This is a genomic window from Echinicola salinicaeni (assembly GCF_014280965.1).
GTDB classification, from domain to species: Bacteria; Bacteroidota; Bacteroidia; order Cytophagales; family Cyclobacteriaceae; genus Echinicola; species Echinicola salinicaeni.
The window spans coordinates 495,868-509,477 of record NZ_JACODZ010000002.1; the positions used below are offsets into that span (position 1 = coordinate 495,868).

The following is a 13,610-nucleotide window of genomic DNA, read 5'->3' on the forward strand; positions in this document are numbered from 1 at the left end:
TTTTTTAGTTTTGCTAAATCCCAAATTAATGACCACTTCGTATATACCCCCGAATCGATTCAGCAGGTGGAATCCGAAAAACCTAATATTAACAGAGTAGGAAATTTTAACCAAAATAATTTTGACATGGAATTCAAAGAATTGAATCAGAATGAATTAAAAAACATCAACGGTGGATTTTTAGGTGGACTTTTTAGCGAAGAAGGCGGATCTCAAGGTTCTTTAATCGGTGGACTAAGTTTACATTTCTCAAATGCTTCTATGGATGAAGACGGTGAAATGTCTCAATCTAGTTTTGGAATTGAACTTTCAGATATTGGTTCTTTCCAAAATCTTTTCAATGACTAATTAATCATTGGAATTGTCATAAAGAAGGCAGCAATTTATTGCTGTCTTTTTTATGATTAATGCATGCTTATGAAAGATAAAATATTCCCTTCAGAGATTATTGAATATACCGCTGATTATCATTTTAGGCATTATCAAAATAATACTTTGATCATCTATAAAATTATTATTGGCATTGTCTTATTGAGCGTATTTGCACTTTTTATCATTAAAATAGATGTCTCTGTAAAAGGTACAGGCATATTAAGGTCAAAAAAAGCGAGAACAGATGTACGAGCTTTGGTAAGTGGTAGGGTGGACGAGGTTTTTGTAGAGGAAAATGATAGGGTGGAAAAAGGAGAAACCCTCTGGACTATACATTCAAGTATCATTAATGAACAATACAAGCTATCCAAAATCCAATTGGAGACTCTTGAGAATAAGCAAAGAGACCTTCAGTATCTTATTCGGCTTTGTAAACAAAATAGATGGGGGAAAGTGCCTATGCTCAGTTCTGCCGAGTATCAGGAAGAAGCCAATTTGTTTTATCAAAAACTGACGGAGATAAAATCCCAATATTCCATCATCAAGAAAGATTTTGAAAGAACCCAAACATTGTTTGAAGTAGGGGCCATTGCAGAAATGGAAATGGATAATGCGGAATTAAGTCATGACAAAGCCAGAGCGAATATTTTTATCAGTACAGATCAGCAAGCAGCTACATGGCAAGCTGCTTTAAATCGTGTCAATAAGGAGATTAGAAGTTTAGAATCTGAGCATTCACAGTTGGCAGATAAAAAAGACTTTTATATGGTTAAGGCGCCTGTTACTGGTTATATCCAAAATATAAAAGGAATAGCCCCTGGGGTGTCCATCAGCCCGAGTGACCGATTGGCAGAAATTTCACCTGAGGGAGGGATGATTGCAGAAATAATGGTGTCATCCCAAGATATAGGGCTTTTAAAAAAAGGTGGAGCTGTTTCTTTTCAGGTTGATTCTTATAATTATAATGAATGGGGGCTATTGGAAGGAGAAGTGATATCTATTTCCAATGATGCCTTTATGGATAAAGGAAGCATGCCTTATTTTAAAGTGCGTTGTCGTTTGGATAAAAATTATTTGTCCTTGAAAAATGGTTATAAGGGATATTTAAAGAAGGGAATGACTTTGCAAGCTAGGTTTGTTTTGACTGAAAGGACCTTAATTCAATTATTGTTTGATAAAGCGGACGATTGGGTGAATCCTAATCAATAAACAATTCTTTTTAGATTATTTAATAACTCCTGAACCATAGAAATAATGGATTTTAGCAAGTTTTTTGGCGTTAAGAGAAGGTACGGAAGATCCGAGATAAAGCAACATGATTATACAGACTGCGGTGCAGCATGCATGGCTTCGATTGCTGCCTATTATGATTTGAATATGCCGATTGCCAAAATTCGTCAAATGGCTTCAACAGATAAAAAAGGTACTAATGTTTTAGGATTGATTGAAGCTGCTCAGAAGTTGGGATTTGATGCAAAAGGAGTCAAAGTAGACTTAAATCAATTGAATAAAGTTCCAACACCTGTGATCGCACATATCGTGGTAAAGAAAATGCTACATCATTATGTGGTGGTTTTTGAGGTCAAAGAGGAGGATATTTTGCTCATGGATCCTGCAGAGGGAAAGTTGAAGAGGATTCCTCGAAAGGAATTTGAGTCGCTATGGACTGGAGTGATGTTGTTGATTCAGCCTGGGGAGACTTTTGAGGCAGGAAACCATAAGGCTAGTGTGCTTTCTAGGTTTTGGTTTTTATTGAAACCTCACAAAAGGATATTGGTTCAAGTATTAATGGGGTCCGTAGTAGCTACTCTTTTGGGATTAGCCTCCTCCTTTTATCTTCAAAAAATCATTGATAATGTAATCCCAGAAGGCAATCAAAATTTACTTAACCTGATGGGGATTTGTATGTTGGTGATTTTGATTTTTAGGATTATTGTAAGCATCACTAAATCTGTGCTCACCGTTCAAACAGGTCAAAAAATAGATGCTAGGCTTATCTTAGGCTACTACAAACACTTATTGAAATTACCTCAGCAGTTTTTTGATAATATGCGTACTGGAGAGATTATTTCCAGGATAAATGATGCCGTAAAGATCAGGACATTTATCAATGATGTAATTATTGGTTTTGTGATCAATGTTTTTGTGCTGGTATTTTCAATTTCCTTAATGTTTGCCTTTTACTGGAAACTAGCCTTGTTTGTATTGTTGATAATACCGGTTTATGGTGGTATATACTATTTTTCTAATCAAATCAATCGGGTAACTCAAAGAAGATTGATGGAGGATACTGCTGAACTTGAGGCCCAATTGGTAGAATCGGTTAATGCCATAAGTACCATTAAGCGGTTCGGTCTGGAAGATTTCACAAATTTCAGGACGGAGTCTAAATTTGTGTCATTATTGAAATCCGTTTATCAATCGAGTCTAAATGGTATATGGATTAATAATTCTAGTACATTTGGAAATTCTTTTTTCACCATTTTACTTTTATGGGTGGGTAGTACTTATGTTTTAAGGAATGAGTTGACTGCTGGGGAATTACTTTCCTTCTATGCGATTATGGGGTATTTTACAAAGCCAGTGTCCAGTTTTATCGGTATGAATAAAATGATTCAAGATGCCTTGATCGCTGCAGATCGTTTGTTTGAAATCATGGATGTAGAAACAGAGGATACCGACCAAAACATAATATTGACCTCGAAACAACTTGGACATATTAGGTTTATTGATGTGGGCTTTAGGTATGGGAGCAGAAAAGATGTTTTTGATGGCCTTAGTATGGAGATCCCCAAAGGTAAAATTACAGCTATTGTGGGTGAGTCAGGATCTGGTAAATCCACTTTACTTTCATTATTGCAAAAAATATATCCTATCCACAAAGGTAGGGTAATGATAGGGGAGTATGATTTGAAATATGTCGGTCAAGATTGTTTAAGGGACCTCATAGGAGTGGTGCCACAGGAAATACACCTTTTTGCCGGTTCTGTTTTGGACAATGTTGCCTTAGGAGAATTTCATCCGGATATGGAAAAGGTGATTAGGGTTTGCAAAAGATTAGGAATTTTGGATTTTATCGAAAACCTTCCCAAAGGGTTCAATACAGATATTGGAGAAAATGGCGTTTCTCTTTCAGGTGGTCAAAGACAAAGGCTAGCTATAGCAAGGGCTTTGTACAAAAATCCAGAGATTTTGGTCTTTGATGAAGCTACCTCCTCTTTGGATTCTAGATCTGAGTCCTTTGTTAATGAAACGATAAAGGCTTTTAGGGAAGAGGGAAAAACAGTCATAATGATTGCCCATAGATTGAGCACGGTAATGGATGCTGACAAAATTATGGTATTGGAAAAAGGACTGCTGGTAGAAGAAGGTGATCATGAATCTTTGATAAAGAAGAACGGGGTATACAGTGAAATGTGGAATAAACAGATTCCTGTACATTTGGTATAATTAATGTAGCCAAGGCTCAGTGATCATGCTGTACAATTACCACGAATGATATAAATCTTTTTATGGAACGAAGGATGCTCTTTTCTTACTGATTTTAACACAATTCTATGTTTTTGATTTTTTATTTTAGATCAGTTTAAGGCTGTTTTTTAATTATTTCATAAATGTTTGGCTAATTTATTGCGAATTTTCGGAGTTTACGGCTGTATTTTTTAGTTTTGTCATCATCTTTTATGTTCCTCTTTTTATTCAGTATTAGATAGCACAATAGAAAGGAGGATTACAACCAAAAAAGGATAAGATTATATTAAAAAAGCCTATTTTTGGGGCTTCTTTAGAATTAAGGAAAAATCGGGTGTCAGATTCGTATAAAGCGATGCATCCAAAAACACAATTGAGATGAAATTAGGAATAGCTGCCGATCATGGTGGATTTGACCAGAAACAACAAATCTTTCGATTTCTAAAAGATAATGGGCTTGAAGTGATTGATTTTGGCGCCCATGAATTTGATGAGACTGATGATTATCCAGATGTGGTGAAACCTTTGGCGCTGGCTATTGCAAATGGTGAGGTGCAAAAAGGAATTGCCATTTGTGGAAGTGGGGTAGGTGTATCGGTGGCTGCAAATAAAGTACCGGGAGTAAGGGCTGCCTTGATTACTGAGCCTTATTCTGCTCATCAAGGTGTAGAGCATGATAATATGAATCTGATGTGTTTGGGAGGCAGGGTAATCGGTCCGGCACTAATCAAGGAATTGGTGGCTGTGTTTATTCAGTCAGAGTATGTGGAAAAGGAAAGATTCCAAAGACGTCTCAACAAAGTGAATGAATTGGAAAAGGCTTACAGCCAAAAGACAAAAAAAGAAGAACCAAAAAAATAATAGTAAAGATTAAAGAAATGGGACAATACGACTTTGGTATAGTAGGCTTAGGTGTGATGGGCAGAAACTTACTGCTCAACATGGCAGATCATGGTTTTGCTGTAGCTGGACTTGATCTGGATGAAGAAAAAGCACTTTCGCTCGAAAAAGAAGCTGCCAAGGGACATAAGGTGAAGGGATTTACCGCTGCTGAAGATTTTATCAAATCATTGAAGAACCCGAAAGCCATTATGCTATTGGTGCCTGCAGGAAGACCTGTGGATGCTGCCATTGCTTCATTGTTGCCATTCATGGGACAAGGTGATATAATTGTGGATGGAGGAAATTCTTATTTCCCTGACACGGATAGAAGATTCAATGAATTGGCCGATAAGGGCATTCATTTCTTTGGAATGGGGATTTCAGGTGGAGAAAAAGGAGCGAGATTTGGTCCTAGTATGATGCCAGGCGGGGATGCTGAGGCTTATGAAAGATTAAGGCCTGTGTTTGAAGCCATTGCCGCAAAAGTAGATGGGGAACCATGTGTGACTTATCTGGGCCGTGGTTCTGCTGGAAATTATGTAAAGATGGTGCATAATGGTATTGAGTATGGTATTATGCAGTTGATAGCTGAGACCTATGATATCATGAAAAGGGGATTGGGCTTGGATGATGTCAAAATTCAGGAAACCTTTGAAGCTTGGAACCAATCTGAACTGCAATCTTTCTTGGTGGAGATTACGGCCAAATTGCTGAAGAAAGTGGATGAAACTACAGGAAAGCACTTGGTAAGCCTGATTTCTGACCGTGCGCGTTCAAAAGGTACGGGCAAATGGACTTCCCAAAATGCAATGGATTTACAGGCTCCTGTTCCTGTGATAGATGTGGCTGTATTGATGAGGGATATTTCCAAATTCAAGGAGGAAAGGGAGAGTGCCAGCAAAACTTTATTGTGGAATCCTGTAGTTGAAAAGGATGCTTCTTTGGATATGTTGAAAAATGCTTTTTACTTTGCCATGATTACAACCTATGCACAGGGGATGGCACAGTTGAGCATAGCTTCCAAGGAGTATGACTATGGCCTGAATTTGGAAGAAGTGGCCAAGATCTGGCGTGGAGGGTGTATCATCAGAGCTGTATGTTTGGAAGACTTCAGACAGGCTTACAGTAGGAATGCTGATTTGCCTAATTTGTTGTTGGATGAAAAAATCGGCCAGGATTTAGTTGATAAGCAAAAAGATATAAGAGAACTGGTGAAGATAGCTGTAGACCAGGGAGTTCCGGCTCCAGCATTTATGGCTTCACTGGGATATTTTGATTCTTACCGAAGTGAGATATTACCGACAAATGTAATCCAAGCTCAGAGAGATTTCTTTGGTGCTCATCAGTTTGAGCGCATAGACAAAGAAGGGATTTTCCACGCACAGTGGGAATAGGGAGATCGAGCTGAGGGATTTATCTAAAGAATTAAAAAATGAAAACAACGAAAAAGGCTGATCCTACCATTATTGTGATTTTCGGAGGTACAGGAGATCTGGCCAAGCGTAAGCTGGTGCCAGCCTTTTACAACCTGTTCCTTGATGGGTGGATGCCGAGCAAATTTGCCATTATCGGTTTGGGAAGAACCGAGCTGGATGATGAAGCCTATAAGCAAAGGCTTTTTGATGGTTTGACTGAGTTTTCCAGAAATGGAAAGCCAGAAAAAGAAAATTGGGAGAAATTCAATCCTACCATCAGTTATTTCCAGTCTAATATCAATGACCAGAGTTCCTATGAGGATTTGGCCAAGAAGATGGATCAAATCGATGAGGAATGGGGCGTCAGGGCAAATAGGCTTTTTTATCTTTCTGTGGCTCCTAGGTTTATAGAAAGTGTCACGACTAACCTTAGTGTTTCTGGTTTGGCCTCTGATGATCTTAAGGACAGGATCATTATAGAGAAACCATTTGGTACCAATAAGGAAACAGCCATTGAGCTGAACGAAATGCTCCGCAGGACTTTTAAGGAGGAGCAGATTTATAGAATAGATCATTATTTGGGTAAGGAAACCGTTCAGAATATTCTTGCCTTCAGGTTTGCCAATGCCTTGTTTGAGCCACTTTGGAATAGAAATTATATTGATTCTGTTCAAATAACCGTGGCTGAGCAAGTAGGGGTAGAGGACCGTGGAGGATACTATGAAGGCTCCGGTGCCCTTAGGGATATGATTCAGAACCACCTATTACAGATTTTGTGTATGGTGGCCATGGAAGCTCCTATTTCCTTTGAAGCTGAAGAGATTCGTAATAGAAAGGCTGATGTCTTACGTGCTGTTCGAAGGATCAACCCTGAAGATGTACATAAATTTGCAGTAAGAGGTCAATATGGGCCTGGATGGGTAGAAGGGAAAAAAGTACCTGGATATAAGGAAGAAACTGGAGTAGATCCAAAGTCCGGAACAGAGACTTATGCCGCGATCAAGTTTTATTTGGATAATTGGAGATGGCAGGGAGTTCCTTTCTATCTAAGAACGGGTAAGAGAATGCCTGTGAAGACTTCTTCAGTGACCATACAGTTTAGACCAGTGCCGCATTCCACTTTCTCGAAAGAGCAAGGGGACAGCGTTATGCCTAACAGGCTTACCATTAATTTGCAGCCCCAGATGGATATCAGGTTAAGGTTTACAGTCAAACAACACGGTTTGGAGATGAACCTTAATCAGGCAGATATGATCTATGATTATGATGCCTGCAGTACCCAAACTCCTGAGGCTTATGAGACCTTGTTATTGGATGCCATGAGGGGTGATCCTACTTTGTTTATGCGTTCTGATCAGGTTGAAGAGGCATGGGATGTGATCAGCTCTATTTTGGAGGTATGGGAAAAGCGACCTTCACTTGACTTCCCTAATTATGCAGCGGGAGCTTGGGGACCTGAAAATGCGGAAGCACTGATAGCAAAGGACGGCCATGTATGGGCGACCAGTCTTCAGAAAGATTAAAAACGATGCTTAAGATGATCAATATTCATAAAGATCCAGCAGCACTAGGAGAAGTAGCTGCAAAATTATTTGTTAATTCTGCCAAGGCGGCTATTGAAGAAAAAGGCAAGTTTACTGTTGCTCTTACTGGCGGGAGTTCGCCAGTTCAGCTTTACAAGTTGCTAGCTGAGGAAAAATACAAAAGCCAGGTGGACTGGGATAAGGTATTTGTTTTCTGGGGGGACGAAAGATGGGTGCCATTGGAGGATGAACAAAGCAATGCAGGTATGGCTTATGATACTTTGCTAAATCATGTGCCCGTTCCAAAAGAAAATATTTATCCAATGTGGGCGGCAGGTATCACTCCAGAAGCAAGGGCAGCAGAATATGAAGGGTATTTGCGAAAAGAACTTGGTGAAGCTGGCGTGTTTGATTTGATATTGTTGGGTATGGGAGATGATGGCCACACGGCCTCTCTATTCCCTGGCACTGAAGTATTGGAAGAAAAGGAGAAGTGGGTGGAAGGTTATTTTCTGAAAGCGAAAGATATCCATAGAATTACATTGACGGCGCCATTGATCAATAAAGCCAAGAAGATTGTTTTCTTTGTATTTGGTGAGAATAAATCAAATGCATTGTATGAAGTATTAGAGGGAGAGCCAAATTATCAACTTTATCCTTCACAATTGATCGAGCCTCTGGAGGGCGAATTGCTATGGTTGGCTGATGAGGCAGCTGCATCCAAATTGAAAGGGAATTAATTTTCAATTATATAGTTATTACTAAAGGAGGCTTTTGCCTCCTTTTTTGTTTTTTAACCATTTGTACATTTTGACATCAATTGGTATAAGTTTTTTGTAATTATTTCTAAAGAATCATTAGTTTTAGAATTGGTAAAAAATAAATAGGGTTCACCAATGGATGTTTTACCCTAAAGTGTCAATAGGTTTTATTATTGTGTTTTTACTTTTTATGGAAAATTTGATAAGGTAAAATAGTGATTGTGAAAACTATCGATTTTAGGACTATTTATGATGGCCACCAGGATTTTAAAACAATAAACCACTAAATAAATCTCCATTCAATATGAATGAATGGGATTGATCTTAAACCAAAAATGATGAAGAAAAATTTTAACGACCAAAGTTCAAGTAAAAAAAACGACAGAAGGAAATTTTTGAAAAAGGGAGCCTTGGCTTTTGGAGCGGCTACAATAGTCCCAAGTCATGTTCTTTTTGCTAAACCTGAAATAAGGAGCAAGTCTGGTGAATTGATCAGGAGGGCGTCTGTAGTGCCAAGCGATAAAGTAAACCTTGCCTGTATAGGTATTGGCAATAGAGGAGGTCAGGTCATGAATGCTATACAAAGCACAGGAATGGCCAATATTGTTGCCCTATGTGATGTGGATATGGGGGCAAAACATACTTTGGATCAAATGAAAAAGCATCCTAAAGCCCATAGGTTCCAAGATTTCCGGGATATGTTTGATAAAGTGGGCGGAGAGTTTGATGCGGTGACAGTAGGAACTCCTGATTTTTCTCATTTCCCAATAACTATGCATGCTATGGCAGAGGGAAAAGGTGTTTATGTAGAAAAACCATTGGCAAGGACTTTCAATGAAATTGAATTATTGATGAAGGCTGCTGATAAATATGGAGTGGTGACTCAGATGGGAAATCAAGGACATTCTGGGGCTAATTATTTCCAGTTTAAATCATGGGTGGATGCAGGAATTATAAAGGATGTGAAGAAAATCACTTGCCATATGAATAGTGCAAGAAGGTGGCATGGTTGGGATACCGGTATGAGCAGTTTTCCTCCAGCAGAGCCAATTCCTTCCACTATGGATTGGGATACTTGGTTGGGTACTGCGCAGCCTCATGATTATAATAAGGATTTCATCAATGGGCAATGGAGATGTTGGTATGATTTCGGAATGGGAGCTTTAGGAGACTGGGGAGCACATATTATGGATGCTTTTCATCAGTTCTTAGATTTGGGATTACCTTATGAAGTAGATCCGGTAAAAATAGAAGGATATAATAAGTTGTTCTATCCTCAATCTACTACCTTGGCCTTTAAATTCCCTAAGCGGGGTAAACATCCAAAGTTGACTGTTACTTGGTATGATGGGGTAGATAATGTCCCGGAAGTTCCAGAGGGATATGGAACATCTGAATTGGATGCCAATATTCCTGCAGCAAGTAATGGTAAGATTCAGCCATCTAAATTAAATCCAGGTAAAATTATTTATGGTAAGGATTTGACCTTTAAGGGAGGTTCGCATTCCAGCACACTATCAATTATTCCTGAAGAAGCTGCTAAAGACATGGCTGACAAACTTCCTGTGGTTCCAGAAAGCCCTTCAAATCACTTTGAAAATTTCTTACTGGCCTGCAAGGGAGAGGAGAAGACAAGATCTCCATTTGAGGTAGCTGGTCCATTAAGCCAGGTTTTTACATTGGGAACCTTGGCACAAAGGTTAGATACTAAATTGAAATTTGATAGAAAGAAAAAGGTGATCACAAATAATTCGCTAGCCAATGAGCTTTTGGTTGGCGAGCCACCAAGAAAAGGATGGGAAGATTATTATAAGGTATAATTGTTTTAAATCGAAAATTATGGCCGCAGTAATTTATAAATTATTGCGGCTTTTTTGTTCTTGCTTAAATTGGCCTTAAGCCATTTAAAGATTCAATTGTTATCTTTATATGCTGTGATTTTTATTTATCACATATTTTCCCCAAGTACATTATTATATGCTTAATGAATCTTCCCCTTTTTATTTAAAAGTCAACAATACTTTCTGGTTAGGAATTTTTGGAGTTTTGATTTTTATTTCTCCCTATTTTATCCTTGGGCAGGATAGCGTTTGGTATGCCAATGATTATTTGGAACTGGTGGTGCCTTGGTATAAGCTGCTGGTCGATCAGAAGGCTGTATTTAAACCAAATGATTTTGAGATTATGGGCATGATTGACCGCTTGCCAAGGGGAGTTTTTGCAAGCGAATGGTACCTTAAAACTTGGTTGTTTTATTTTTTAGATCCCTATAAAGCAATAATATTTAATAAACTGCTTATTCATTTGGTAGCCTTTGTCAGCGCTTATCATTTCTTGACAAAGGTGGCAGGAAAATGGCTTAATGGCCCCATTTATTTATATGCATTGATATGGGCTACCCTTCCATTTTGGCCTGAAGCGGGTATTGGTTCGGCTTTTTATCCGACTATCTTTTATGTGTTTTATCGGTTGGAAAAAGGCTGCTCCCTACGCTATATTGATATTGGTTTAATTCTGTTTTACTGCTTTTATTCTTTACTTCACCTGCATGGTTTTTTTGTTGGTCTAGCGATTTTCATTTGGGGTGTTTTTAACTTGCTAAAGCATAAAAAAATGAGGTGGGGATATTGGGCTGCTCTAGGCTTGTTTACCCTGATTTACTGCTTGTTCAATTATCGATTATTTTCGATTTACTTTTTTGGAAGAGATTGGTTTGTTCCTCACAGAGTGGAGTATAATATGTATGACTTTGCTTATTACCATCAGGATTTTTTTGGCGTAATTTGGCAGCATTTAGCAAAGGGAAATTTACATGGGGCATTGTTTAGTCCTTTACCTGTAATTGTCATTTTGGTGTTTTTAATTTTTAGGCTTTTTAAAGGGATCACTAAATGGGATAGGAGGTCCAAGTTGATATTCAATTTATTCCTAGTGAGCTTTTTCTTGGCAATTAGTGCCTCCCTAATAAAATTCACCCATTTTGTGGAGGAAGTATCTTTTCTGAAACAAATGAATACATTTAGCTATGATCGTTATGTGTTATTTATTGCGCCTATTTTAGTGCTGGCTTTTAATATGGTAGTGGATCAGATATATGCTAAGTATAAATGGTTGTTTTATGGGCTTGTGAGCTTGGTGTTTTGCTATCATATCTTAGTTTTAGATGATAACTATCGCAATAAGTTTTTAAAGCCTTTGACGGGGAAAGGGGAGCATTATCCCACTTATAGAGAATTTTATGCTGTTGATCAATTTCGAGAAATAAAGGCTTTCCTTGATGGACGAGAAGGAGGGACTTATAAAGTGGGCAGCCTAGGTTTGCATCCTGCTGTGGCTACATATAATGGATTATATAGTATTGATGGATATACAGGTAATTATCCTTTGACTTATAAACATCGCTTTTTTAAAGTGCTCCAAAACGAATTAATACCTGGGGATGAAGGAGGGCTCTATGGCCATTTTGTTGGTTGGGGAAATAAGTGCTATTTGTTTAATCATGTGCAGGGTGATAATTTCCTTCGGTGCAAATGGTTTGACAGAGTAGAACTTGAAAATATTAATTATGATTTTGTGGGCTTAAAAGAATTAGGTTGCAAATACTTACTGAGCACTGATCCATTCGTGAGAGAGGAAAAAGTGGATTTGCTCAAGGAATTTATGAATGAAAACTCAGCTTGGAATATATATTTATATGCAATTAAATGATTTTGTGGATAAGTGACTTAATGAGGATTCTATTCTATATTGGTAAGAATATTAATACTATTTGGATTACAAATTTTGACCTCCTGAAACCTCAATTCTCTGGGCATTTATCCATTTTGCTTCCTCAGTACAAAGGAAGGCTATCACACCCCCAATATCGCTTGGAATTCCTGTACGTCCCAAAGCGTTGGATTGGGATATAAACTGATTGACATCTTTATTGTCCCTTACTGCCCCACCTTCAAAATCCGTTTCAATTGGCCCTGGTGCAACCACATTGGATCTAATACCTCTAGCACCTAGTTCTAAAGCTTGGTATTTGTTTAATATTTCAATGGCTCCCTTCATGGATGCATAAAGAGAATATCCGGGAATGGCGAATCTTGTTAGCCCAGAAGAAATATATACGATCGCACCACCATTTTTCATATAGGGTAAGATCTTTTGTGTGAGGAAAAATACACCTTTCAAATGGACATTCATTAATTCATCAAAAACCTTTTCCTCAGTGTTTCCCTGTGGACTTTTAATTCCTATTCCTGCATTATTAACCAAGAAATCAATGGCTTCCTCTTCAAAATTTACCTTTAAAGTCTCTAATAATAGCGCAATAAATCCCTCAAAGGTAGCCGTATTGGATGTGTCCAGTTGTAAGGCTTCTGCACTTTGGCCCAGGGATTGTATTTCTTTGACCACTTCAAGGGCAGCAGCTTTATTGTTTTTATAAGTAATGATGATATCAAGACCTATTGATGCGGTTCTTAGAGCCATTTCTTTGCCTAGCCCTCTGCTGCCGCCTGTTATTAGGGCTATTTTTCTTGTAGTGCTCATAATCTAATATGTTTTAGGGTTGAGTTTGCTACCAGAAGTTACAAAATAATCTGCTCAATTCGGAGAAAGCGGTTTGTTGGGATTGCTCATCAGATTATTTGATGGCCCTGAATGGCAGCATAAAAATATTGCTGATCAAGGAAAGGCTTAAGTCTATTCCCCAACCCAATAGCCTAAAGGGCAATATTAGTAACCAAACAATAGGGTAAAGAAATATCAACAGAATGGCCAGTGGCCAGCAAAGCACGAAAAGTATGGTCCAAAGTACAAGATTCAAGAATATGTTCATTTTTTATAATTGATAGATTGCATTTGGGATTTCTAAAACTATGCCAATGGGCTTAAGGCATAATACCGGGCAAAAATTGAAATTTTGTGTTTTGAAACCGAACATGATTTGATCATTATTGGACAGTAATAAATTATTACATAGGCTGGTTTTTTATTGGGTAGATAAGTTATTTAAAAGTAGGTAGTGATAATATTTATTTATCGAACTTTATAATAATTAAAAAAATTTAATAACTAAGCTGTTATAAATTAAATATATGAGGTAAGTGTGTATGCGTAAAGGAAAAATGTCTATATTTATAATATAAGTTAGTTGAATGTGGGACCATAGGATTGGCGTCTTATCCTTTTACATA

Annotated in this window: 11 protein-coding genes; 9 read left to right on the forward strand and 2 right to left on the reverse strand. The window is 37.9% G+C overall.

Annotated features, from left to right (window positions below; translation table 11 throughout):
• The first annotated feature begins 126 nt into the window (after positions 1-126).
• From H7U17_RS05270 to H7U17_RS05310, 9 genes are all read left to right on the forward strand, one after another.
• Entirely contained in the window at positions 127-348 is a 222-nt protein-coding gene (locus tag H7U17_RS05270; protein WP_186755601.1) for a bacteriocin, read from the forward strand.
• Between the two features lie 69 nt (positions 349-417).
• Positions 418-1,581, forward strand: a complete 1,164-nt coding sequence (locus H7U17_RS05275) for an HlyD family secretion protein (RefSeq protein ID WP_186755602.1) — start codon at positions 418-420, stop codon at positions 1,579-1,581.
• 45 nt (positions 1,582-1,626) lie between these two features.
• Positions 1,627-3,822, forward strand: a complete 2,196-nt coding sequence (locus H7U17_RS05280; RefSeq protein WP_186755603.1) for a peptidase domain-containing ABC transporter — start codon at positions 1,627-1,629, stop codon at positions 3,820-3,822.
• 399 nt (positions 3,823-4,221) lie between these two features.
• On the forward strand, positions 4,222-4,704 hold the full coding sequence (locus H7U17_RS05285) for an RpiB/LacA/LacB family sugar-phosphate isomerase (RefSeq protein WP_186755604.1): 483 nt from the start codon (positions 4,222-4,224) through the stop codon (positions 4,702-4,704).
• Between the two features lie 17 nt (positions 4,705-4,721).
• Positions 4,722-6,119: an NADP-dependent phosphogluconate dehydrogenase gene (gndA, locus tag H7U17_RS05290; RefSeq protein WP_186755605.1), complete on the forward strand. Its 1,398-nt coding sequence runs from the start codon at positions 4,722-4,724 to the stop codon at positions 6,117-6,119.
• 38 nt (positions 6,120-6,157) lie between these two features.
• Positions 6,158-7,663 (forward strand): glucose-6-phosphate dehydrogenase, encoded by a 1,506-nt coding sequence (gene zwf, locus H7U17_RS05295; protein ID WP_186755606.1) that lies wholly within the window; start codon positions 6,158-6,160, stop codon positions 7,661-7,663.
• A gap of 14 nt (positions 7,664-7,677) precedes the next feature.
• Entirely contained in the window at positions 7,678-8,403 is a 726-nt protein-coding gene (gene pgl / locus H7U17_RS05300) for a 6-phosphogluconolactonase (RefSeq protein ID WP_186755607.1), read from the forward strand.
• A gap of 356 nt (positions 8,404-8,759) precedes the next feature.
• Positions 8,760-10,244, forward strand: a complete 1,485-nt coding sequence (locus H7U17_RS05305; protein WP_230981276.1) for a Gfo/Idh/MocA family oxidoreductase — start codon at positions 8,760-8,762, stop codon at positions 10,242-10,244.
• Between the two features lie 157 nt (positions 10,245-10,401).
• Positions 10,402-12,132, forward strand: a complete 1,731-nt coding sequence (locus H7U17_RS05310) for a DUF6044 family protein (RefSeq protein ID WP_186755608.1) — start codon at positions 10,402-10,404, stop codon at positions 12,130-12,132.
• A 66-nt stretch (positions 12,133-12,198) separates the two neighbouring features.
• On the opposite strand, the gene H7U17_RS05315 is transcribed toward H7U17_RS05310, so the two are convergent.
• Both H7U17_RS05315 and H7U17_RS05320 read right to left on the reverse strand, forming a co-directional pair.
• Entirely contained in the window at positions 12,199-12,963 is a 765-nt protein-coding gene (locus H7U17_RS05315; RefSeq protein WP_186755609.1) for an SDR family NAD(P)-dependent oxidoreductase, read from the reverse strand.
• 94 nt (positions 12,964-13,057) lie between these two features.
• Positions 13,058-13,252, reverse strand: a complete 195-nt coding sequence (locus tag H7U17_RS05320; RefSeq protein WP_186755610.1) for a hypothetical protein — start codon at positions 13,250-13,252, stop codon at positions 13,058-13,060.
• Between the last annotated feature and the right edge of the window lie 358 nt (positions 13,253-13,610).

Bases quoted from the DNA above. Each gene is read 5' to 3' on its own strand.
- H7U17_RS05270 (WP_186755601.1), top strand. From the start codon at position 127: ATGGAATTCAAAGAATTGAATCAGAATGAATTAAAAAACATCAACGGT.
- H7U17_RS05275 (WP_186755602.1), top strand. From the start codon at position 418: ATGAAAGATAAAATATTCCCTTCAGAGATTATTGAATATACCGCTGAT.
- H7U17_RS05280 (WP_186755603.1), top strand. From the start codon at position 1,627: ATGGATTTTAGCAAGTTTTTTGGCGTTAAGAGAAGGTACGGAAGATCC.
- H7U17_RS05285 (WP_186755604.1), top strand. From the start codon at position 4,222: ATGAAATTAGGAATAGCTGCCGATCATGGTGGATTTGACCAGAAACAA.
- gndA (WP_186755605.1), top strand. From the start codon at position 4,722: ATGGGACAATACGACTTTGGTATAGTAGGCTTAGGTGTGATGGGCAGA.
- zwf (WP_186755606.1), top strand. From the start codon at position 6,158: ATGAAAACAACGAAAAAGGCTGATCCTACCATTATTGTGATTTTCGGA.
- pgl (WP_186755607.1), top strand. From the start codon at position 7,678: ATGATCAATATTCATAAAGATCCAGCAGCACTAGGAGAAGTAGCTGCA.
- H7U17_RS05305 (WP_230981276.1), top strand. From the start codon at position 8,760: ATGATGAAGAAAAATTTTAACGACCAAAGTTCAAGTAAAAAAAACGAC.
- H7U17_RS05310 (WP_186755608.1), top strand. From the start codon at position 10,402: ATGCTTAATGAATCTTCCCCTTTTTATTTAAAAGTCAACAATACTTTC.
- H7U17_RS05315 (WP_186755609.1), bottom strand. From the start codon at position 12,963: ATGAGCACTACAAGAAAAATAGCCCTAATAACAGGCGGCAGCAGAGGG.
- H7U17_RS05320 (WP_186755610.1), bottom strand. From the start codon at position 13,252: ATGAACATATTCTTGAATCTTGTACTTTGGACCATACTTTTCGTGCTT.